This window comes from Antarctobacter sp., assembly GCF_965277915.1.
Taxonomy (GTDB): Bacteria; Pseudomonadota; Alphaproteobacteria; order Rhodobacterales; family Rhodobacteraceae; genus Antarctobacter.
Genome location: NZ_OZ255849.1, coordinates 2,268,710 through 2,291,043, shown reverse-complemented (window position 1 = coordinate 2,291,043; position 22,334 = coordinate 2,268,710). Strand labels below are relative to the sequence as shown.

Genomic DNA, 22,334 nt, shown 5'->3' with positions numbered 1-22,334 from the left:
CTTGAGCCATATCAAGCCCGGCCCTGCGGTGCTCAGGCCGTGCCGGAGATCAGCGGGCGGACCTTGAGCTTGGTGATCCGGTTGTTTTCCCGCGCCATGACCTCAAAGCGGAATCCGTGGAAGCTGAAGACCTGACCCACGGTGGGGATCATCTGCGCCTCGTGGATCACGAGACCCGCGACGGTATTGGCCTCGTCGTCGGGCAGCGACCAGTCGGTGGCACGGTTGAAATCGCGAATGGTCATGGCCCCGTCGATCCAGTAGTGGCCGTCCTCGGCACGGCGGATCGGGTGCTCTGCATCCGGGTCGAATTCGTCGGTGATCTCGCCGACGATTTCCTCGAGGATGTCCTCGAGCGTGATCAGCCCCTGCAGGCTGCCGTATTCGTCCACGACCAATGCGAAATGCGTGCGACGGCGCAGGAACTGGCGCATCTGGTCGTCCAGTGACGTGGTGTCGGGAACGAAATAGGGCTTCATCGCGATGTCGGTGATGTTGAAGTCGGCGATGGCTCCCGCCATCGTCTGGTCCTCGTCCACCAACCTGTACATGGCGCGCAGCAGGTCCTTGGCGTGGATTACGCCGATGATGTTCTCGGGGTCATCGCGGAAGACGGGCAGACGGGTGTGGCTGCTTTCCAGGCATTGTTCCAGGATTTCCTGCGGCCGCGCGTTGGCATCGATCATCTCTATCTTGGAGCGGTGCAGCATGATTTCCTCGACCGTGCGTTCGCTGAGATCGAGTGCACCCAGAATGCGGTCGCGGTCCTCCTTTTCGACGACGCCTTCGGAATGGCCGAGTTGCAGCGCTCCGGCGATTTCCTCGCGCACGGCCAGGATGTGGCTGTCTGGATCGGTGCGTACACCGACGACGCGCAGAAGGGCACGCACCAGCACGCGTACGGCCGACACAACGGGCGCGAAAAGCCGCACAACCAGCGCGATGGGGGCAGACACGCGCGACGCGGCAGTTTCGGGATTGGTGATGGCATACGTCTTGGGCAGAACCTCGGCAAAGATCAGCACGAGGAGGGTCATGACCAGCGTCGCGTAGACGACGCCGCCCTCGCCGAAGGCCTGGGTAAAGATGCTGGTGGCCAGCGCCGTGGCGAGGATGTTGACCAGGTTGTTGCCCAGGAGGACCGAGCCGATCAGCCTTTCGTTGTCCTCGGTGATCCCGAGCGCACGCAAGGCGCCGGAATTGCCCTTGTCAGCGGCCGCGCGCAGCTTGCCCCGAGAAGCGGCCGTGAGGGCGGTTTCGGAGCCGGAAAAGAAGGCCGACAGCATGATGAGGGCCAAAATCGCGGCGGAGGAGATCCAGAAAGCGGCGTCGAAAGAGCCGGTCGATGCGTCCATGAAAGCGGTCCTTTGGGTTTGAACCGGTTATGGGGGCGCGACAGGACGGGATCAAGGGGGCGGCGGTCCGCCATAGGCAGCGAACTATCCGGACAAAACGCGGTTGTTGCTGGGCGCGGGGTCAGTCGTCCTTTGCAAGCGGGTGGTGGTCCAGCACCAGGTCGCGCAGCCGTTCTTCGAGAACATGGGTGTAGATCTCTGTCGTGGCCACGTCTGCGTGGCCCAGCAGGGTCTGGATGGCGCGAAGGTCGGCGCCGTTGGCCAGAAGGTGCGTGGCGAAGGCGTGGCGCAGGGTATGCGGCGTCACCTTTTCCGGCGAGACACCGGCCTCGACCGCAAATTCCTTGATCAGCATGTAAAAGGCGTGCCGCGTGAGGTGCCCGGCCTTGCCGCGCGAAGGAAAGAGGAAGGTCGAGGCGGGTTTGCCGCGGTTCCTCGCGCTGTCCTCCTGCACTTCGCGCGCGGCAAGCCAGTCTGCCAGTGCCTCCCGAGCGGGGGGAGAGAGCGGGACCATGCGTTCCTTGCCGCCCTTTCCCCGGATCAACAGCATGCGGGGATCGCCCCGGGCCGCGGCCAGCGGCAGGGAGACAAGCTCGCTGACCCGCATGCCCGTGGCATAAAGAACCTGCATCAGGCAGGCGTTCCGGCTGCGGTCCGCGGCATTGCGCCCATGCGCCTGCGCCGCCTCCAGCAGGCGGTCGACCTCGTCGACCGAAAGGGTCTTGGGCAGGCGTTTGTCACGGCCGGGCCCTGCGATCTGCAGCGCCGGGTTGTCCTGGCGCAGGCCCTCTTCAAAGGCGAAACGGTAAAGCTGCTTCATGGCAGACAAGCGGCGCGCGCGGGTGGCCCTGGAGAGCCCCTGCGCGTCGCAATGCACGAGGTATGCCGTGATGTCATCCTCTGACGCGCTGGCGAAATCCTTGCCGGAATCGGTCAGCCAGTCCTGAACATGGGCCAAGTCGCGGTCATAGGCTGCCAAGGTATTGGCCGCCGCGCCGCGTTCGGCGGCTATCGCCTCCAGGAACAGCGGGACCCAGCGCGCGGGTGTCATCGGCGTGCCCTCTCGGCATCAAGGATCATCAGTTCCAGTGCCGAGCGCCGGGCGAGATCCTCCAGCCCCAGGCTGCGGAAGGCGGCAATGGCATCGGTCAGGTCCTGCCCGTTGCCGTCCGCGCCGGAGGAGAAGAGCACCATCGCGCGCAGGATGACCTCACCCAGGCGACCCTCGGCCAGTTGCGCCCGGAGCGCGCGAGGCATGGCCGCGCCGGAAAAGCCGGCGGCCACGGCCTTGGCATGGGGTAGGTCGGCCATTTCGGCCGGGGCAAGGCCCCGGGCGATGGCGGTCAGAAAGCGGGTTTCGCGACTGCCGTCGGTCAGTTCCAGCGCCAGTGCCTCGTAGGCAGGGGACAGGAAACCGGCGCGACGCACGATGCCGGCGGCGCGTCCGTCCAGCGCGACATCCGACAGACGCTCGCCGTAGAGTTCCGAAAAAGGCACCAGAAGGCGGCCCGAGGCCATCTGTGGCCAGACCCGTTCCAGTTCCTTCGCGATTGCGCCGGGGGTGCCCCGGTTCAAGGCCCGTTCGAAATCCTGCAGCGCATCGACCCGGTCCCAAACCCCGCCAGAGGCGGCGGGTTGACGCAAGGTGTAGATTCCCAGCAGGCGGTTGGCGGGCAGGCTCCCGGCCCGTGCCAGCCTTTCGGCGGCCTGAATCTGAGCGCGCCAGCCATTGTCGCCGCCCAGGTCAAGCACGGCGAAGGGCAGGGGCAGGGGCGCGGTGGGCAGCGGCTCTCCCAGTGCCTCGAACAGGCGGAATTCCAGCGGTGACGGACGCACGGGGGGCAAGAGCGGGGCATCGCTGGCCAGTTCCGGGTCCAGGAAGCGTGTCAGCAGTTCGGCCCGCCGCCCGCGGATGTCGCCCAGGCTCTGGGCGCTTTGCAGGATCAGCGCGGCGCGGCGCCAGTCGCCGTCGCGCGCGGTGCAGAAGATCCGCAGGGACAGGTCGTCACTCAGTCGCGGCTGTGCCGCGAGCGCCCGGCAGACCGGGGCGGATTGCCCCAACAGCAGGGCAAGGTCGGACCAGATCGCGAAGAGGTGCGGGTCCTGCACCCCGGTGATGTCCAGAAGCGCCAGCGCCTCTTCCACAAGGCCCTGATCCTCGAGCCAGGTGAGGCGCGCGGTCAGATGGGCCAGGTCCCTGTCGTCCGCCGGCGGATCGGCCTCGGCCAGCATCATCACCCGCATGTGGGCGCGCAGCGCGGGTACCGGCAGATCCAGCGCGCGGATCAACGCTTCGAGCGTCGTGGGATCCGACCCGCGCCACATATCCGTGGTCAGGCCGGTCAGGCGCGGGGACAACAGCCCCGCGGCCCCGGGATTGGGCGCCGACAGCGGCGCCTCGTCGACCCGGGGCGGGGTGGCGCTTTGTGCGACGGGGGCATTCTGGGCCGAGACGGTTCCGGCCAGAAACAGCGCCGTGCACAGCGCCAGCGTCAGGCGGTGGCCCGGCTCAACCGTCATCGAGTTGCACCGGCAACCTACGCTCGGACTGTGGCGGGCTGAAATCCGCCCCGAAGAAAGGCCCGACATAGGCATAGGCGACAAGCGCCAGTGCCCCCAGGACCAGCAGATAGAATAGCCATTTGATCAACCGCCCCATTAGGTCGCGCCCCCTGCCTCGTCTTTTTTCAACTTATACCTAGCCTTTTTGTCGCGATCACGTCATTCACGCAACAGGTTAAGCGATGGGCGAGGGATGGCCGAAGGCACGGTTCACAAGGGATTGATCCTGCACAAGACAATTGTCTTCGTGGGCATGATGGGGGCAGGCAAGACGGCGGTGGGGCGGACGCTGGCGGCGCAGCTTGGCGTCATGTTCCGCGATTCGGATCACGAGATCGAAGAAGCCGCCAACATGACCATCGCAGAGATATTCGCCCGCGATGGCGAACCCTTCTTTCGACGCAAGGAAAGCCAGGTGATCGAGCGCCTATTGGAAGGCAAGCCCGGAGTTCTGTCGACCGGGGGAGGGGCCTTTCTGTCGGCGGACAATCGCCAGATGATCTCGCGCATGGGGGTCTCTGTCTGGTTGGACGCGGACCTTGACCTGTTGTGGGAAAGGGTGCGCCACAAGGATACCAGGCCGCTGCTGCGCACGCCCGACCCCAAGGGCACGTTGCAGGAACTGTACGAGGCAAGGGCGCCGGTCTATGCGCAGGCGGACGTTGCGGTGCCCTCTGCGCCGGGCCTGTCGTTGGACCAGATGGCGCGACGGGTGTCCACCGCGCTGCTGGAAGGCCGGCCAGACGTGCTGGAGAAGGTGGAATGATCGAGACGGTGAATGTCCCGCTGCCGGGACGCGAATACGAGGTGCGCATCGGTGCTGGGCTGCTGTCGCGGGCCGGGGCAGAGATCGCGCCTCTGCTGAAACGCCCGCGCGTGGCGATTGTCAGCGACGAGAACGTCGCCGCGGCGCATCTGGCCGCCCTTGAGGCTGCGCTGGCTGCCGAGGGCATCGAGAGCGTGGCCTTGACCTTGCCGCCGGGCGAGTCGACGAAAGGCTGGCCGCAATTCACGCGTACCGTGGAATGGCTTTTGGAGCAGAAGGTCGAGCGGCGCGACATCGTCGTGGCCCTGGGCGGTGGCGTGATCGGCGACCTCGTGGGCTTTGCCGCCGCCGTGCTGCGCCGAGGGGTGCGATTCGTGCAGATCCCGACCAGCCTGCTGGCACAAGTTGACAGTTCCGTGGGGGGCAAGACCGGGATCAACGCGCCACAGGGCAAGAACCTGATCGGTGCCTTTCACCAGCCCGCGCTGGTACTGGCCGACATCGGTGTGTTGGAAACCCTGACACCGCGTGATTTTCTCGCCGGATACGGCGAGGTGGTGAAATACGGGCTGTTGGGCGATGCGGCTTTTTTTGACTGGCTGGAGACGAACGGCGCCATGGTCGCCGGGGGGGATCGTGAGGCGCGGGCCTATGCTGTGAAACGCTCGGTCGAGATGAAGGCCGAGATCGTCCTGCGCGACGAGACGGAACAGGGCGACCGGGCGCTGTTGAACCTCGGCCATACCTTCTGTCACGCGCTGGAGGCCGCGACCGGTTATTCCGACCGCTTGCTGCATGGCGAGGGCGTGGCAATTGGCTGTGCGCTGGCTTTTGAACTGTCCGCGCGCCTGGGACTTTGCTCGCAGGAAGAGCCCAGCCGGGTCCGCGCGCTGTTGAAGGACAGCGGGATGCGCTGTGACCTGACCGATATCCCGGGCGATCTGCCGGATGCCGACGCCCTGCTGGAGCTGATGGGACAGGACAAGAAGGTGGTGGACGGCCAACTGCGGTTCATCCTCGCGCGCGGCATCGGACAGGCCTTTGTGACCTCGGACGTACCGCGCGACACGGTTCGGACGATACTGGCAGAGCAGCTCTCTAACCGCTGATCGGACCCGGAAATTCATGTGAGACGGAGACGGAAACGGCCTTTTTTGTCTCCGCGGTCTTATGCGCCTTGTGGAGCTTCCGTGCTTTGCGAGCAGCGTTCGTCAAAGCGTGACATGTCCCAATCCGGGACGCTGATACAGAGCTTGCCGTCGAATATGAGAGCCGTTTGTGCCTTCGGCACGTCACGCACATATCAGATTGAATAACCCCCCCTCGAAGCCACTTCCTTGGGTGGCCTGAGGAAGCCGGAACCCGATATGGTATGACCGTTACCATCGGTACGGAGGTGAAGCGTGAAGGATCGCAAGGCATCGCCGAACCTGGGCAGTTAGCTCTGCTGGGCAATTACCGGGCCTCGGCGGTGAATGCGGTCACTGTAGAGAGGAAGGTTCGGCGGGGAAAAAGCAGTTGGTCTTGATTGCGCATCCCTTGAGTCGAACAATCCTCGTTTCGGGAAGACAACAAGCGGGTATGCCGCCCGTGGTGTCGCTATGGCGGAGGCCTTGTTCTCTTCAAACCTTGAAAGGTGCGGCAGTCACCGCCGGCTGCGCAGCATGATCAGTTCGCCCAGGTTTTCCGAGGTAACATAGCCCACGACGTGCCCGGCCGCGTCCGTTGCCGCGACGGCGGGGGACTGTTGCAGCGCGTCCATGGCTTTTGCCAGCGGGGCGGACAATGGCAGGGCGGGCACCTCTTCCATTTCTTCGCCGACCGGATGGGTGTTGTGACCTTCGGCCATCGCCCGGAACAGGGCTTGGCGGGTCAGGAAACCGGCCAGCCGCCCGTCCTCATGCAGCACGGGAAACTCATGCTGTGTCGTGCGGATCAGCGTCTGGGCGGCCACATGCATCGGGTCAGAGGGCGTGAGGCTTTCGAAACTGGTGATCACCGCATCGCGCAGGTGCAGGCCCTCGGCCAGGCCGCGGCTTTCGACGTCGCGTGCCTCGGCTTGGGCGGCGACAAAGATAAAGAGCGCGATCAACAGCAGAATCAGGTTGCCAGAGGTGAGGCCGAGAAAGCCGAAGAGAAAGGCCGCCACCTGGCCCGCGGTCGCGGCAAAGCGGGTGGCGCGGACCCGGTCCATTCCAAAAGACAGTGCTGCCCGCAGCACCCGCCCGCCATCCATCGGAAAGGCCGGAATAAGGTTGAAGACCGCGAGAAAGAGGTTCACCGCCGCCAACCGGCCCATGAAGTCCTGCGGGTTCGTCGGATCGGCCAGCGCCTCCATTTCCGTCGAGGCGCCGAAGACGATCAGCACGCCCCAGATGACCACATTCACCGCCGGGCCGGCGAGGGCCACCGCGATTTCATGCATCGGGTTTTCGGGCATCCTTTCCATCCGGGCCATGCCGCCGATGGGCAAAAGCGTGATGTCCGGTGTCTTGATCCCGTAGCGCCGTGCCATCAACGCATGACCGTATTCATGCGCCACCACGCAGCCAAACAGTGCGACGACAAAAAGCGTGTTGTCCAGTGCGGCAGCGGGGCCGCTTTCCGCCCAGGCGGCTGCGGCCACCCAGGCCAGCAGCAGGAAAAAGGTCGCGTGAACGCGCAGTTCGGACCCGAGTAGATGGCCAAGGCGGAAAGTCCAGGTCATGTCGTCTCCTGTCGGACAGTCTGTGAACCCACAGATAAGACCTGTTCCGCCGGGGCGCTACCACGCGCGGCGTCACCCTTTCAAAGAAATAGCGCCTGCCACGGGGACAGGCGCCATACCAAGGTCTGGCCGAACCGACCGAAAGGCCGGTTCCGTGCATCAGAACGGAATTTCGTCGTCGATGTCGCGCGCCGGTGCCCGGGACGGGCCGGAGCCGCCACCCGATCCGCCGCCGTATCCCGGATCGTCGTAGCCGCCGCGGTCGTCATAACCACCGCCGCCGCCGCTGTAGCCGCCGCCGGACCCACCACCATAGCCGCCACCGCCGCCGCCTTCGCTGCGGCTGTCGAGCAGCGTCAGCTCGCCACGGTAGGGACGCAGCACGACCTCTGTCGAATAGCGGTCCTGGCCGTTCTGGTCCTGCCATTTGCGGGTTTCCAGCTGGCCTTCGATATAGACCTTGGAACCCTTGCGCAGGTATTGCTCTGCGATGCGTGCGAGGGGCTCGGAGAAAATGGCCACCGAGTGCCATTCGGTCCGCTCGCGGCGCTCGCCGGTGTTGCGATCCTTCCAGTTTTCCGAGGTGGCGATGCGCAGGTTGCAGACCTTGCCGCCGTTCTGGAAGGTGCGCGTTTCGGGATCCCTCCCGAGGTTGCCCACCAGGATCACCTTGTTCACGGAACCGGCCATGTATTTCCCCTTCGAATCTCGTCGGCACTGATCCGCCGAGCCTACACCCATCATGGAACCCCGCGAAAGGTGCGCTCCGGCGGCACTGGCGAAATCGCCGAAAATGCGTATAGTCGCAACCGTGAAGTTTTGATTTAGGGGGATAGTGGCATGCTGCGCGCGGGTTTTCGCACGGCCGGATTGGGGCTGGCCCTGGGGGTCATTGCAGGGGGCGCATGGGCAGACGTCCTGTCGACCAAGAACCGATCTCACATCTTTTCCAGTCAGACCAAGGTGCTCGATAACCGCGCGGCGCAGCAGTACAAGAGCTCGGTCCGCCTGCAGCCGCCCAAGGTGGTCACTCCGACCAAGTGGGGGCCGGACACGGATGGCGACTTGCCCGTCTACCGCGGGCGCTACAACGGCGAGTTCGCCCAGATGGCGCGCGTGGCGGCACGCAAGCACGGAATCCCCGAGGACCTGTTCCTGCGGCTGGTGAACCAGGAATCCCGGTTCAACCCCAAGGCGAAGTCGCACAAGGGAGCGATCGGGCTGGCGCAACTGATGCCGGATACCGCACGGCGCCTCGGTGTCGATCCGCATGATCCGGCGCAGAATCTCGAGGGCGGCGCACGTTACCTCAAGCAGCAGTTCCAGAAATTTGGCAGTTGGCGCCTGGCTTTGGCCGCCTATAACGCCGGTCCGGGCGCCGTGACCAAGTACAAGGGCGTGCCGCCTTATCGCGAAACGCGAAACTACGTGAAAATCATCCTCGGGGGCTGATCCGGGCACAAACCGGGCTGAACGCAGCGCGGCTTAAACCTTGGTTATGTCTTTGCTGCCAGACTGCATTCCGGCGTCGATACGATCGCGGGAACGGTGGAATGGGGTATCTTCACTTTTGGTGGATCTGGAAGGCAGGGCGCGGGGGCGCCGCGCTGATTTGTCTTGCCATGTCGATACTTGCCAGTTCCTCGGCGGTCATGGCACAGGGATGCCAAGTGCCCGGTGACCTTATGGGCGTGGCGCGAACGCTTGCGGTTCTGCCTGTGGACCGCGCCGATCTGCCGCCGGCCATGACGGCCCGGCTGGGGGCGCAACTGGACGACCTGTCAGAGGCGCGAATCCTTGATGCCCTGATCGACACCGGGTTGGACAGCCTGACTCCCGTTGCGGTCAACGTCCTGGCCGAGGCCGAGAGGCTGGCCAAAGGGGGAGATTACAACCCGGCGCGCCTGACGGCCCTGCTGCGTGACCTTGACCAGCAAAGCACATTGGCGTGCGAAACCTCCGGTACATCCATCTTTCAGCGCATGCAAAGCGGGCGCGACGGCGGCGTTTTTTCCAAGGCCAGCGGCGCCTGGTCCGAGATCGAACGGCGCGCGCAGGAGGAAAAGCTATTTGCCGCCGGGGCGGTCGTCGTTCTGATGGTCGGGTTCATCTCTCTGCTGGTGCTGATCGACACCTGCTATCGCTGGATCATGGCGCTGATCTACAACCGCAAGGCCTGTCGCATCGCCGCGGACCTGAAGGTGGGCGGCAAATTGGTCGAAGGGCTGGTGATCACGCTGGGCAAAGGCGGTTGCCGCTTTCATCCCTTCGATACCAAGGCATTCGACAGGCTGTTGCCCCAGTTGCGGGCGACCGGCAGGCTAGAGCTTTGGATTGAGGGGGAAAACCTACCTGTTCAGTGCAGCAGCATCCACGAACTTTATACCGATTTCCTTTTCGCGTGCCCGATCACGCTGAAACAGCAGCGCGCATTGCTCGGACACTCGTCGATTTCGCCTTATCACATCCGCAAGTCGCGGGGCGGCGGCGAACGCGAGGCACAACGCCTGGTCGGTTAGAACGAAACAAGTGCCGTGGTCGGCTCAGGCCATAGACTGCCTTCCCCGGGCCACCGGGCCCGGGGAAGGTCAGTTTCACTCTGCCGCGATCTTGATGACCGGTTCCATTGCGTCGAATTCGGTGTCGGCGAGGTGGCATTTGATCTGGTGACCACCGGCCATCACGCGCACCGGAGGCACTTCCTTGTCGCAAAGACCGCCCGGAACCTTGTCCTTCCAACGGCAGCGCGTCTGGAACGGACAGCCCGAGGGCGGGTTCATGGCCGAGGGTATATCGCCTTCCAGCACGATATGGGTCTTTTCGACATGGGTGTCGGCGATTGGGACCGCTGAAAGCAGCGCCTCGGTGTAGGGGTGGTAGGGCGGCGCAAAGACCTGGTCGGTCGTGCCCAGTTCGACAACGTGGCCCAGGTACATCACCATCACCCGGTCGCTGAGGTAGCGCACGATCGACAGGTCGTGGCTGATGAACAGCAAGGTGGTCTTCTGCTCGCGCTGGATTTCCATCAACAGATCCGTGACCGCCGCCTGGACCGACACGTCCAGCGCCGAGACGGGCTCATCCGCCACCACGATCCGCGCACCGCCGGCGAAGGCCCGCGCGATTCCCACGCGTTGCTTCTGACCGCCCGACAACTGTCGCGGCATGCGTTCGGCAAAGGCCCGCGGCAGCTTGACCAGGTCCAGCAAGCGCAGCATTTCCTGCCGGCGCTCCTCGTCGGAATTGCCGTGTTCGAAGATTTCCAGCGCCCGCATGATCTGCCGCCCCACGGTCATCGAGGGGTTCAGCGTGTCGAAAGGGTTCTGAAACACCATCTGAACGTCGGCCACGGTCTGCGTGTCGCGCTTTTCGATGGGCGTGCTTTCGATGTTGCGGTTGTCCAGCAGGATCTGCCCGTCCGTTGCGGTTTCCAGGCCCATCAGAACCTTGGCAAAGGTCGACTTGCCGCAGCCGGATTCGCCGACGATGGCCAGCGTCTCGGATTCGCGCGCTTCGAAGCTCAGCGTCTCGTTGGCCTTGACCACCTTCTTTTCGCCGGAGGACCCGAACAGCGCATTGGCGGCCACCTCGTAGTATTTCTTGAGGTTGTCCATCTTGAGCACGACCTTGCCGGGCTCGGATTTCTCGTTGGTCGAGGTGCTGACCAGGGGTGCGTTCCAGTCGATCTCCTTGAACTTCAGGCAGCGTGAGCGGTGCCGGTCGTCCCCGGGGACCTCCTCCATCGGAATTCGATCCATCGCGTCGCAGCGGCCTTCCTCGAAGTAGTCACAGCGGGGACCAAAGTTGCACCCCGGAGGACGCTCATGGGGCAGGGGAAAGTTGCCCGGGATCGCCACCAGCGGGCGCGCGTTCTTGTCCGCGCCGGGCAGGGGGATCGAGCGGAACAGCGCCTGCGTGTAGGGGTGCTGCATCTTGTCAAAGACATCCTCGATGCTGCCGGTCTCGACCGCTTCGCCGGAATACATCACGCAGATCCGGTCGCAGGTCTCCAGCACAAGGCCAAGGTTGTGCGAGATGAAGAGCATCGATGTGCCGTATTTCTCGCCCAGTTCCTTGACCAGTTGCACCACCGCCGCTTCGACGGTCACGTCCAATGCCGTGGTGGGTTCGTCGAGGATCAGGAGCGCGGGCTCTGCCATCAGCGCAAGCGCAATCACGATCCGCTGCTGCTGGCCGCCCGACAGCTGGTGCGGATAGCTGTCGAGGATGCGCTTGGGGTCGGGCAGCTTGACGTCCGTGACCACCTGCAGGGCGCGCTCGTAGGCCTCTTCCTTGCTGACGCCCTTGTGGATCATGGGCACTTCCATAAGCTGTTTGGAGATCTTCATCGCCGGGTTCAGGCTGGCCATTGGCTCCTGGTAGATCATGGCGATCTCGGAGCCGCGGATGTGGCGCAGTTCTTCTTGGCTCATCTCGTTCAGGTTGCGGCCCTTGAACTTGATCGAACCGCCGACAATTCGGCCGTTCTTGCCAAGGTCCTGCATCACACCCAGCGCCACGGTAGACTTGCCGCAGCCGGATTCCCCCACGAGGCCAACCGCCTCGCCCGGTCTGACCCGGACAGAGAAATCCATCACTGCGGGGATCTCGCGCAGCCGGGTGAAGAAGGAGATCGAAAGGTCCTCGATCTCGAGGATCGGCCCGTCGTAGTCGTCTTTCATGTATCAGTTCTCCCTGTCGGAGCAGCCCGCGAAACGCTTGCGGTTTCTCTGGGCCGAAAATACCGGGGGGCACCGGGGATGTTCCCCGGTGCCCGTCGAGTGCTCAATCCCGCAGGGATTCCTCGCGCAGCCCGTCTGCCAGCAGGTTCAACCCAAGAACCAGGCTCAGCAGGGCCAGCGCGGGCGGCAGGGCGGGGTGCAGGTAGATCGACAAAAGCTTGCGCCCCTCGTTGATCGTCGACCCCCAGTCCGGGCTTTCCGGCGGCAGGCCCAGTCCGAAGAAGCCCAGTGTTCCCAGCAGGATCGTCGTATAGCCGATCCGCAGGCAGAAATCGACGATCAGCGGCCCGCGCGCGTTGGGCAGGATCTCCCACAGCATGATGTACCAGGGACGCTCGCCGCGGGTCTGCGCCGCCGCCACGTAGTCACGCGTCTTGATGTCCATCGTCAGGCCCCGCACGATGCGGAACACCGTGGGAGAGTTGACGAAGACCACCGAGACGAAGACCACCAGTACCCCCCCCGGCACGTCGAAGAAATCGAGCGGCCAGAAGGTGATACGGGAGGCGGTGGGGTCCGGGTTGTTGATCACCGACATGTAGACCAGGAACATCGGGACAAGGATGATCGCCAGCCAGATGTAATCCTTTTGCGGCTGGGTGCGGTAGCGCGAGTGGACAAGCACGCCCGCAAAGATCAGCGGGAAGAGAAACAGCACCACCGCCATGAACTGCGGCAGGCCCGTCGCCACGATTTCCGGCGTCACCAGCAGGTAGAACAGCAGGATCACCGGAAAGGCCAGGATCAGGTTGGCAAAAAAGCTCAGCGCCGTGTCCAGCTTGCCGCCGTAGTAACCCGCCGGCAAGCCCAGCGTGATCCCCACCATGAAGGCAAAGAGCGTCGCCAGCGGCGCAATGGCGATCACGATGGTCGAACCCGCGACGACGCGGCTGAAGATGTCGCGTGCGAGGTTGTCACCGCCAAAGAGATACCACTGGAAGTCGCCCTCTTCGGCCCCGCGCAAGGGTGTACCGGGCACCTTGTTCTTCATGCCGGAGACCTGGCTCAGAGGATCATGCGTCGCGATCATGTCGAACGCGCCGTAGAAGACGGCCGTGAAGACCCAGAACATCACCAGGCCAAAACCGATCATCCCGATCATCGAGTCGAAGAGCTTGCCATAGAGGCCGAGGCTGCGCTTGAAATTGATCGAGACGACGAAGGTCAGGACAAGGGCGATCCAGACGGGGATGAACTGACGGCTGATGCCGCCGATGATCCCGGCGCCCGTACCCATGGCAGCGCCCACCACGACATAGGCCAGGACCACCAGCAACAGCGCCAGCCCCAGCCAGTTCACCAGTTTCGCGGACAGGCCCCAGATGCCGCCGGTGGCGATGATGGTGCCGTCCGGGTTGGTCTGGATGCCGGTGTCCGGCTCGAAGAAGGACAGGATGATCTTGGCAACGAGGGCCACCGCGAACACGGGCACCAGGATGGTCAAGATCGGGTTAAGGACGGGCCCGAGGCCGCCGGTCCAGGTCAAAGGATCCATTCTTGCCTCCTCAGGTCACGCTGATCCGCGGGTTCAGGTACACGTAACCGATGTCAGAGATCAGCTGCGTCACCAGGACCACGAAGACCGAAACCACCGAGATCGCCAGCAGCATCTCGATATCGTTGTTGCCCGCCGCACGGACCAGTTCCCAGCCGACGCCCTTGTACTGGAACAGGGTCTCGACGATGACGACGCCGTTCAGCAGCCAGGGGAACTGCAGCATGATCACGGTAAAGGGCGCGATCAGCGCGTTGCGCAGGGCGTGCTTCATCACGATATTGCCGAAACTCACACCCTTGAGGCGCGCGGTCCGGATGTATTGCGCTGTCATGACCTCGGCCATCGAGGCGCGAGTCATCCGCGCGATGTAGCCCATGCCATAAAGCGCGATGGTCAGCACCGGAAGAAAGAAGTTCTCGAAGTTAGGGTTCTCCATCGCGCTGGTGGCCGTGCCCTTGAACCACTTCAGGCCCACCGCCGAGGAGGTGAAGATCGCGATGAACAGAACGCCCGAGACGTATTCCGGCGTCGCCGTCGTGGTGATCGAGAAGGTCGAGAGCGTGCGGTCCAGGGCGGATCCCTCGCGCATGCCTGCGAGCACACCGACGATCAGGGCCGACGGGATCATCAGAAGCATCACGCACAGCATCAGGAAGCCGGTGTTTCCCATCCGTGTGCCAAGCGCCTCTGTCACGGGGGCCTTGGACACGGTGGACCATCCCCAATGCCCCTGCAGGACGCCGCAGAAGGTCGGCGCCTCTGCCGGGTCGCTGCCGGGCAGGATGCAGCGGCCACGCTGGTTCCCATCCCGGTCGACCCGCGTCCATCCCGGGTAAACCCCCAGCCATTCCGCGTAGTTGCGGAAGATGCGGGGATCAAAGCCGGTGTTGACCTGTTCCGAGGCCTCAGCCTGGGTGATGCGGCCTGCGTTCAGGTCTGCCAGCAGTTGGTCGTCCAGCGGCGACCGATAGCCGTTGTTCGATAACCAGGTGGCGACCTCGATGTCGGTCATCCGGAAGTTGCCTTCGGACTTCGCGAGTTTTTCCAGGTTTGGATAGAGGTTCGTCATCACGAAGACGATGAACGTCAGGCAGAAAGCGGTCAGTAGCATGACCCCCACACGCCTGAGGATGAAAAGACCCATTAGTGCCCCCGTTGGTGGCTTTGGACCGGTAGACTTCCGGCCTCTTTTGGCTGATGGATCCGCTTGTATCGCGCGGACCGGGACGAATATGGGCCGCGCGATCCTTTCACGCGGCCCGCCTGGCCAAAAGGCGTCAGGCCTTGATGCCGAACTTGTAGATCTGCGGCAGGTCGGCGATGTGCTTGTCCACACCCACCAGATTGTCGCGGTGGTGGCGCATCGCGGTCCGCCAGTACGGCTGGATGGTCACGCCTTCCTCGATCATGATCGCCTGCAGCTTGCCCATGACCTCGCGGCGTTCGTCCGCATCGGCGATCGAGTTCGCCTCGGCCAGCAGGGCGTCGAATTCGGCGTTGGCAAAGCCGCTCTCGTTCCAGGCCGCGCCCGAGGTATAGGCCAGGGCCAGAACCTGCGTGCCCAGCGGACGGTGGTTCCAGTTGGTCGACGAGAACGGGTATTTCGTCCAGTCGTTCCAGAAGGTCGATCCCGGCAACACCGTGTGCGTGGCCTGGATGCCCGCGTCGTTCAGCTGGGCGACCACGGCGGCGGTGGTGTTGCGGCGCCAGTCGTCGTCGATGGACTGGACCTCGTGCACGAAGTCTTCCATGCCCGCTTCCTTGATGAGTTCCAGCGCGCGCGCCGGATCATGCGGAATGCGAGTGACGGAGGCATCGTGCTCGGGGTGCATCGGGCCGACGTGGCAGTTGTCGGCATGGATGCCGTAGCCGGCCATGCCCAGCTCCAGGCAGACATTGTTGTCGACCGCCATGGCCAGGGCCTGACGCACACGCTTGTCGCCGTAGATCTTGTTGCCGTCGGCATCCTCGGCCAGCTGGTTCGGGCGGATCACGATGGTAAAGCCCGAGGGGATCTCGGAGCGCGTCAGGCCGATGCTGTCGAAGATGTCGACGAATTCGCCCACCGACTCCCAGTTCATGTCGATCTCTTCGGCCTCGAAGGCGGCGATGAAGGCCGCCGGGTCCTGGCCGTAGTCGATGAACTCGATGCGGTCGATGAAGCCACCCTTGCCGGCGGCATAGCCCCACCATTCGTGGTCCTCGTTGCGCACCAACACGCCCTTGACGCCGACCTCGTGGCTTTCCGGCAGCATGAAGCCGGTGCCGATCGGGTTGGCCAGCATGTTGTTGGGATCATGGCTCGAATGCACGACGGCCGCCGGGTAGTCGGCGAAGCCGGGAATGATGGTGATGTCGGGCGACGAGCAGCGCAGCTTGACCGTGTGGCTGTCGACCACCTCGATGGCGCCTTCGGCGGCCTGCTTGGTGTCGGGATCGATCAGCGACCCCATGCGCGCGGCCATCGAGTTGCCCTCGACTTCGCTTTCGCACCACATCGTGATGTTGCGGGCCACGTCCTCGGCGGTGAAATCGTCCCCGTTGTTCCATTTCACGCCCTGGCGGACCTTCAGGGTGTATTCGGTGGCGTCCTCGTTGGCCTCCCAGCTTTCCAGAAGCATGGGTTCGAACGAACCGTCGTTGTTGTACTCGACAAGATACTCCAGCCAGCCGGCGGTAAAGGTCGCGATCTGCGTCCAGTCGTAGGTGCGCGGATCCTTGAGCGCGCGAACCTCCATCTGGTAGCGGATCGTGCCACCCTGCTGTGCATGGGCCGCAGCCTGCGCGGGCTGGTGCAGGCCGCCCAGAGCGTAGGCCGCCGCAGAGGTCAGGCCCAGCGCGGTGGTGCGCGCCAGGAATTCACGCCGGTCCAGCAGACCCTGCTTGAATTCCTTGGCGTACATCTTCGCAGCCGGGTGCACCCGCTGCAGGTTGTCCATCGATGTCATATTTTTCTCCCTGTGACAGTCCTATGATCAGCCGGGGGTCCGGTTGGTCGGCCTTTTTCGTTGGGGAACTTTGTTGTTCCCGGCGTCGTGGCCCCACGCTGCACGTCATTGCGCACGAGAAAGCTTGCCTAGTCAACGCCCGCTATCGTCCTTTTGAGGTCAAAAACCGACATGGGGCTTATTCAAAAGCGACACGGCCCCAAGTGCAAGACACGACCCCGCGATACAGCGGAGAAAGCGCCCCGTTCAGGCCCGTGCAGGTGAACGCCGTGTTGCTGCCCGCAGGGCCGATGGCGTGTGCCCCGTATGGTTCTGGATGAAGCGGGTAAAATAGGCCGGCGAGGCAAAGCCCAGGGACCTTGCCACCTCCTTGACCGCGGGCGCCGGGCTTTCCAGCGCCAGCCGCGCGGCGTGCAGCTTGCGCTCGGTCAGGATGTCCGCGGCGGTCTTGCCGCAGCAGCCGCGGCAGACCCGGCTGAGATGGGTCGGTGTGACGTCCAGGGCCTCGGCATACAGGCCCATGGCCTTGGGTTGGCGGAACTCTCGTGTGACGGCCTCGGCATAGCGCCGGACAAGCCGCTGCGCCGCGCTTTCGGGCGGGGTATCGGTCGCGCCGGCCTGCACCTGTCGGTGCAGCCAGACGGCGATCAGCCCGACATGAGCGGCCAGCGCCTCTTGCAGCATGGGGCGTTTCTGGGTCGTCTCGCGGTTCATCGCGTCGATGGTGCCGGTCAGTTCCGCCTGCGAGAGGCTGTCGCGCACTCGCAGCAGCAGCGGCGCATGGGGCATGTATGGGCTGAGCCCCGCCGGGCTCTGGACGAACAGCGCCTGTGTGCCTTGCTGCATCTCGACCGAGAACAGCGTACCCGCGGGCAGGAACAACGCGTTGTTGGTCGAAATGCCGCGCCGAATGCCGTTGACGATGACACGACCCTGTCCACGCGTCACCCAGAGCAGGATATCCTCCGGCCGGTCGTGCAACAGGGTGAATTTCCAGGGCGCGGCCTGAACCTCCAGCGCGTAGGAACCGCTCCGGACCTCGCCCTTGGGGCGTGGCGGGGCGGGCGGCATTGGCCTTTTCAGGAAGCCGGGCCGCGACATCAGGCCAGTTCCCGGGCTGGCAGGCTGTGCCAGCAGCGCATGCGGGCGCGGAACCAGGTGCGCTGCCGCTTGGCGAATTGCCGGGTCAGGATGGTGGCGCGCCGGGTGGCTTCTGCCAGGGTCATGTCCCCATCGAGATGGGCCATGAGTTCCGCCGCGCCGATGGCCTTGGCCGAAGGACGGTCCGGGGTCCATCCGGGTCGATTGGCGCGGGCTTCGTCCAGGGCGCCTTGGGCGATCATCTGGTCAAAGCGGCGCTCGATCCGTGGTGTCAGCCAGTCCTTGGGCGCATCGACGACGAATGCGCTGGCCTGGTCGAGCGGCAGCAGGGGGGGCGGTGTGTCCGCCTGCCAGTCGGCGAGGCCGCGCCCGGTCGCGCGCAGCACCTCCCAGGCGCGGGCAACGCGGGCAGGATTGTTGAGGTCGATCCGCCCGGCCGTTCCCGCGTCCAGGTCTGCGATCATGGCCTGCAGGCCGCGGTCTGCCAGCAGGGCCTCGCCCTCGACCCTGACGTCAGGCGGGGTCGGCGGGATGTCTGCCAGTCCTTCTGTGAGCGCGGTCAGGTACAGCCCGGTGCCGCCGGTAAAGATCGGGCGTTCGGGGGCGTTCAGAAAGACCGCTGCCTCGCGCAGCCATTCACCGACGCTGTAGGCACGATGGCCGGGAACGTGGCCATACAGCGCGTGCGGCGCTCGGGCCTCGTCCTCTGCCGAGGGGCGTGCGGTCAGCACGCGCCAGTCCGAGAACACCTGGATCGCGTCGGCGTTGACGATGATTCCGCCCTGTCGTTCGGCGATGGCCAGTGCCAGGGCGGACTTGCCGCTAGCGGTTGGGCCGGCGATCAGTACGGGGCGATCCGGCACGCAGGCCGCAAGGCATTCCTCGATTGCCGATTTGTCACGCATTGGGTTGCCTGTCCCGGTCCTGCCCGGCAGCGCCGCTGGGCCATTGCAGCCCGACCGGTTTTCCGCCACATATGCGCGCGATCATATCCCCGCCACGACGGAGCGCAACATGACCGAAGCCGGCACCCCGCAAACAACTTTCAAACGCGTGATGCTCAAGATTTCGGGGGAGGCACTCATGGGAGACCAGGGCTTTGGCCTGCACCCGCCGACCGTTCAGCGCATCGCCAAGGAAGTGCAGGCGGTCCAGGAACTGGGGGTCGAGATCTGCATGGTCATCGGGGGCGGCAACATCTTTCGCGGGCTGGCGGGCAGCGCGCAGGGGATGGAACGGACGACCGCCGACTACATGGGGATGCTGGCCACGGTGATGAACGCCCTTGCGATGCAATCGGCGCTGGAGGGACTTGGCGTCTTCACCCGGGTCATCAGCGCGATCCGCATGGACGAAGTGGCCGAGCCCTACATCCGCCGCCGCGCCGTGCGCCACTTGGAGAAGAAGCGGGTCTGCATCTTTGCCGCCGGCACCGGCAACCCCTATTTCACCACTGACACCGCCGCCGCGCTGCGGGCCAATGAAATGGCTTGTGAGGCGATTGTCATGGGCAAGAACGGCACCGACGGCGTCTATGACATGGACCCGCGGCAACACCCCGAGGCCAAGCGCTATGACGAGGTGACCTTTGACGAGGTGCTGTCGAAGAACCTCAAGGTCATGGATGCCTCCGCGATCGCGCTTGCGCGGGACAACAACATGCCGATCATCGTCTTTTCGCTGGACGAGCCGGGCGGCTTCCGCGGCATTCTGGCCGGGCAGGGGACCTGCACCCGGGTTGTCGAGAAACCCTCGGCCCGACCGGACATCCCCGGCCCGTCGCCGGCCTGAGGCGTTCGCCGATTTTCAATGCCGCCCCCCTTGCGGTTGTCCACGCGTGGACCGCGAGGCGGAATGCCAGATCAATGAGTTACAGGGACGTTTCTTTGCCCTTTGTCAATGAAAAACGGTCCTGACGCTGCTTGCGCGGGGGAGCGCCGAAGCGAGCGTGATAACTGCGGGTGAAGGCCGAGGGCGATGCGAATCCGGTGGCCTGCGCTATGTCCAGAACCGATCTTTCGGTCTCTGCCACCAACTGGGCGGCGCGGTCCAGCCTGAGGCCCAGGTAGACCTGCGCCGGTGTCTGGTTCAGCCCCTTGCGGCAGCGCAGGCGTAGTTGTTTGGGGCTGAGCCCCAATTCCGCCGCGACCCGTTCCAGGGGAATCGGGTGTTCGATCCGGGCGGCCATGACGGCCATCATCCGTTCCAGCAGCGGATCGGCGCTGACCGCCAGTTTCTGGCATTCTCCGGCATCGCGAATCCGCCCGTGCGCCAGCGCATCGGCGGTCTTCGCAGCCAGCGCCGGGCCGTGAACCCGCGCGATCCAGGCCAGGATCGCATCGCCCGTGGCCACGCCGCCCGCCGTGGTCAGGCGCTGGCGGTCAAAGGCGTAGAGATTTTCCGAGAGGACGATATCTGGAAATTCCTCGAGCACGGCGGGCACGGCTTCGTGGTGCAGCACCGCCTCGCGCCCGTCGAGAAAGCCGAGCTTGGCCAGGATCATGCCGCCAGTGTCGAGCCCCCCCAGCGTCGCCCCCGAGGAATCGGCGCGGTGCAGGAAGGCCCGCAGCCCCATCGGCAGGTTGCGCAGCGGGTCGTAACCGGCGCAGAGCAGAACGAGATCGAAGCCCTGCGCGCGGAACCAGTCCGGCTTGTCGCCCGCGATTTCTGTCCCGTCGGAAGCGGCGACAGGGGCGCCGCTGACCGTCCGCGTCTGCCAGGTAAACAGATCTTGCCCGGCGCATTTGTTGGCGACGCGCAGCACCTCGCGCGCAAAGACAAAGGCGAGCATCTGGAAGCCGGGGAAGAGGATCAGGCAGACATGCATGGGGGAAACAGAGCTGGGGCCATTGTTGCGGTTCTGGCACGGGGGATCTTAACGGCGCGTTGCCGTGGGTCTCGGCCTAACATCATCGCGGGTAATTTTCGCACGAAAAACGTCACTTTGTGACCGATACATGCCGACTAAGGGTGGCAGCCTGCCGTCAACACAGACCAGGAGACCCGCCATGAACATCCAGACCCCGACCCCGACCGGAATGCGCCCGGCCAATTGCTCGGACGCGGAATGGGAAGCCCGCCAGGAGCTGGCGGCGATCTATCACGCGCTGGTGAAATACCGGCTGACCGATGTCACCAACTAGTGGCACGCCATGCGGGTGCCCGGCGAAGACGCGCTGCTGACCCATCACTATGGCTGGATGCACGAAGAGGTCACCGCATCGAACCTCATCAAGGTCGGGTTCGACCGGGTGAACCACACCCCCGAAAACGGCGAACCCAACCCCTCGGCCACCGAGATCGGCAAGCTTTTCTTCGAGGCCGACCCGACGATGAATTGCATCATGCATATTCATACCAAGGCGGTCATGGGGGTCAGCGCGCAGACCGAGGGGGTCGGTCCCTACAGCCAGGCCTACCTGATGATCGGTGGCGGAGACGTGATCGGCTATACCGACTACGAGTTCGAATGCACCGATGACTTCCTGACCGAACTGTTGAAGGCGGGCAGGGACAAGAAGATGATCGTCGAAGCCTGGCACGGGGCCTTTGTCTTTGGCCGCGACGCGGGCGAGGCGTTTTTCCGCAGCTTCTACCTGGACCAGGCCTGTGCCGTCCAACTGGAGGTCCAGAAATCGGCGGCGGGCGGCGCGACGATCCGCACCATCCCCGAGACCGAGCAGGAGCGCCACCTGTCTGACATGGCCGTCAGCGAGTGGTACGGCTATGAAGGCGCGCTGGAATGGGCCGCGATCCGGCGGCGGCTGGACGCCGAAAGCCCCGTCTACCTGCGATGAATTCCCCGGTGTGGGCGTCGGGCCCGCGCTGCCCTCTCTGGTCAAGGCCGATTGATCTGCGTTAAAGGTCAGGCTAACCAGTGTTTCCCGAGCACAGATGCATCAACGAGGGGCCTCCGAATGTCCGAAGACTTCGAACTCGATACCGACGATCTTATGCGCCGCATGGACGGCGCCATGTCCAACCTGCGCACGGAATTCGCCTCGTTGCGGACCGGGCGCGCCTCGGCGTCGATGCTGGAGCCGGTGCAGGTCGAGGCCTATGGCCAGATGACCCCGATCAACCAGGTCGGCACCGTCAACGTCCCCGAGCCGCGCATGGTGACGATCAACGTCTGGGACAAGGGCCTTGTGGGCAAGGTGGAAAAGGCGATCCGCGAGTCGGGCCTTGGCATCAACCCGCAGCTGAACGGCACCATCATCATGCTGCCGATCCCCGAACTGAACGAGGAACGCCGCAAGGAGCTGGGCAAGGTGGCCGGCCAGTATGCCGAACATGCCCGCGTCGCGATCCGCAACATCCGTCGTGACGGCATGGAGCAGATCAAGAAGGCCAAGGCCGACGGCATGTCCGAGGACGACCAGAAACTCTGGGAGACCGAGGTGCAGGATCTGACCGATACCTACATCAAGAAGGTCGACGAGGCGCTGGAGACCAAGCAAGAAGAAATCATGCAGGTCTAACACCTTATCGCACGCTGCGAGTCGAAACCTTCCATAAAGGTTTCGGGCGGTCCCGGGGCCTTTCCCGGAAAAGTGCCGCACTTCGCAAGCGTGCGACTTAGGTCGACCAAGCCTCCCGGCGGTGCTAGGTTCCGCCGGGGCTGATCGGGTCCTCAGGCTTGCAGAGAACCACCC

The 22,334-nt window shown here is 64.3% G+C and carries 21 protein-coding genes; 8 read left to right on the top strand and 13 right to left on the bottom strand.

Annotation, left to right across the window (positions count from 1 at the left end; all coding sequences use genetic code 11):
* Window positions 1-32: 32 nt before the first annotated feature.
* The 4 genes from ACQY5B_RS12005 to ACQY5B_RS11990 form a co-directional block, all read right to left on the bottom strand.
* Window positions 33-1,355, bottom strand: coding sequence for an HlyC/CorC family transporter (locus ACQY5B_RS12005; protein ID WP_305970854.1), 1,323 nt, complete (start codon window positions 1,353-1,355; stop codon window positions 33-35).
* Window positions 1,356-1,476: 121 nt separating this feature from the next.
* Window positions 1,477-2,406: a site-specific tyrosine recombinase XerD gene (locus ACQY5B_RS12000; protein ID WP_420325104.1), complete on the bottom strand. Its 930-nt coding sequence runs from the start codon at window positions 2,404-2,406 to the stop codon at window positions 1,477-1,479.
* On the bottom strand, window positions 2,403-3,875 hold the full coding sequence (locus tag ACQY5B_RS11995) for a hypothetical protein (protein ID WP_420325105.1): 1,473 nt from the start codon (window positions 3,873-3,875) through the stop codon (window positions 2,403-2,405). The genes ACQY5B_RS12000 and ACQY5B_RS11995 overlap by 4 nt, the downstream gene beginning before the upstream one ends.
* Entirely contained in the window at window positions 3,865-4,014 is a 150-nt protein-coding gene (locus ACQY5B_RS11990) for a hypothetical protein (RefSeq protein ID WP_162846261.1), read from the bottom strand. Before ACQY5B_RS11990 ends, ACQY5B_RS11995 begins: the two co-directional genes overlap by 11 nt.
* A 96-nt stretch (window positions 4,015-4,110) precedes the next feature.
* Here ACQY5B_RS11990 and ACQY5B_RS11985 point away from each other — a divergent pair, with 96 nt between their 5' ends.
* Window positions 4,111-4,683 (top strand): shikimate kinase, encoded by a 573-nt coding sequence (locus tag ACQY5B_RS11985; RefSeq protein WP_420325106.1) that lies wholly within the window; start codon window positions 4,111-4,113, stop codon window positions 4,681-4,683.
* Window positions 4,680-5,792, top strand: a complete 1,113-nt coding sequence (gene aroB, locus ACQY5B_RS11980; RefSeq protein ID WP_420325107.1) for a 3-dehydroquinate synthase — start codon at window positions 4,680-4,682, stop codon at window positions 5,790-5,792. The genes ACQY5B_RS11985 and aroB overlap by 4 nt, the downstream gene beginning before the upstream one ends.
* Before the next feature lie 536 nt (window positions 5,793-6,328).
* On the opposite strand, the gene ACQY5B_RS11975 is transcribed toward aroB, so the two are convergent.
* Complete coding sequence (locus ACQY5B_RS11975; protein ID WP_420325108.1) at window positions 6,329-7,390, bottom strand: site-2 protease family protein; 1,062 nt, start codon at window positions 7,388-7,390, stop codon at window positions 6,329-6,331.
* Window positions 7,391-7,549: 159 nt separating this feature from the next.
* Window positions 7,550-8,080, bottom strand: coding sequence for a single-stranded DNA-binding protein (gene ssb, locus ACQY5B_RS11970; RefSeq protein ID WP_420325109.1), 531 nt, complete (start codon window positions 8,078-8,080; stop codon window positions 7,550-7,552).
* A gap of 150 nt (window positions 8,081-8,230) precedes the next feature.
* Here ssb and ACQY5B_RS11965 point away from each other — a divergent pair, with 150 nt between their 5' ends.
* Window positions 8,231-8,842, top strand: a complete 612-nt coding sequence (locus ACQY5B_RS11965; RefSeq protein WP_305970861.1) for a lytic transglycosylase domain-containing protein — start codon at window positions 8,231-8,233, stop codon at window positions 8,840-8,842.
* A gap of 200 nt (window positions 8,843-9,042) precedes the next feature.
* Window positions 9,043-9,909: a hypothetical protein gene (locus ACQY5B_RS11960; RefSeq protein ID WP_420325111.1), complete on the top strand. Its 867-nt coding sequence runs from the start codon at window positions 9,043-9,045 to the stop codon at window positions 9,907-9,909.
* A 75-nt stretch (window positions 9,910-9,984) separates the two neighbouring features.
* On the opposite strand, the gene ACQY5B_RS11955 is transcribed toward ACQY5B_RS11960, so the two are convergent.
* The 6 genes from ACQY5B_RS11955 to miaA form a co-directional block, all read right to left on the bottom strand.
* Window positions 9,985-12,072 (bottom strand): dipeptide ABC transporter ATP-binding protein, encoded by a 2,088-nt coding sequence (locus ACQY5B_RS11955; protein WP_420325112.1) that lies wholly within the window; start codon window positions 12,070-12,072, stop codon window positions 9,985-9,987.
* 103 nt (window positions 12,073-12,175) lie between these two features.
* Window positions 12,176-13,627, bottom strand: coding sequence for an ABC transporter permease (locus ACQY5B_RS11950; protein WP_420325113.1), 1,452 nt, complete (start codon window positions 13,625-13,627; stop codon window positions 12,176-12,178).
* Between the two features lie 10 nt (window positions 13,628-13,637).
* Complete coding sequence (locus ACQY5B_RS11945) at window positions 13,638-14,774, bottom strand: ABC transporter permease (RefSeq protein ID WP_305970865.1); 1,137 nt, start codon at window positions 14,772-14,774, stop codon at window positions 13,638-13,640.
* A gap of 133 nt (window positions 14,775-14,907) precedes the next feature.
* Window positions 14,908-16,569: an ABC transporter substrate-binding protein gene (locus tag ACQY5B_RS11940; RefSeq protein WP_420328654.1), complete on the bottom strand. Its 1,662-nt coding sequence runs from the start codon at window positions 16,567-16,569 to the stop codon at window positions 14,908-14,910.
* 255 nt (window positions 16,570-16,824) lie between these two features.
* Window positions 16,825-17,649, bottom strand: a complete 825-nt coding sequence (locus ACQY5B_RS11935) for an AraC family transcriptional regulator (RefSeq protein ID WP_305970867.1) — start codon at window positions 17,647-17,649, stop codon at window positions 16,825-16,827.
* Between the two features lie 29 nt (window positions 17,650-17,678).
* Window positions 17,679-18,584, bottom strand: coding sequence for a tRNA (adenosine(37)-N6)-dimethylallyltransferase MiaA (miaA, locus tag ACQY5B_RS11930; protein WP_420325114.1), 906 nt, complete (start codon window positions 18,582-18,584; stop codon window positions 17,679-17,681).
* Window positions 18,585-18,693: 109 nt separating this feature from the next.
* Here miaA and pyrH point away from each other — a divergent pair, with 109 nt between their 5' ends.
* Entirely contained in the window at window positions 18,694-19,470 is a 777-nt protein-coding gene (gene pyrH / locus ACQY5B_RS11925; protein WP_305970869.1) for a UMP kinase, read from the top strand.
* A gap of 79 nt (window positions 19,471-19,549) precedes the next feature.
* On the opposite strand, the gene ACQY5B_RS11920 is transcribed toward pyrH, so the two are convergent.
* A complete protein-coding gene (locus tag ACQY5B_RS11920) occupies window positions 19,550-20,506 on the bottom strand; it encodes a GlxA family transcriptional regulator (RefSeq protein ID WP_420325115.1) in 957 nt (318 codons plus the stop codon).
* 181 nt (window positions 20,507-20,687) lie between these two features.
* On the opposite strand from ACQY5B_RS11920, the gene ACQY5B_RS11915 reads away from it, so the two are divergent.
* The 3 genes from ACQY5B_RS11915 to frr all read left to right on the top strand — a co-directional run bounded on the left by ACQY5B_RS11915 (window position 20,688) and on the right by frr (window position 22,160).
* Window positions 20,688-20,822, top strand: coding sequence for a hypothetical protein (locus ACQY5B_RS11915; RefSeq protein ID WP_420325116.1), 135 nt, complete (start codon window positions 20,688-20,690; stop codon window positions 20,820-20,822).
* Window positions 20,823-20,837: 15 nt separating this feature from the next.
* Complete coding sequence (locus ACQY5B_RS11910) at window positions 20,838-21,476, top strand: class II aldolase/adducin family protein (RefSeq protein WP_420325117.1); 639 nt, start codon at window positions 20,838-20,840, stop codon at window positions 21,474-21,476.
* Between the two features lie 120 nt (window positions 21,477-21,596).
* Window positions 21,597-22,160, top strand: a complete 564-nt coding sequence (frr, locus tag ACQY5B_RS11905) for a ribosome recycling factor (RefSeq protein WP_305970872.1) — start codon at window positions 21,597-21,599, stop codon at window positions 22,158-22,160.
* The last annotated feature ends 174 nt before the right edge of the window (window positions 22,161-22,334 follow it).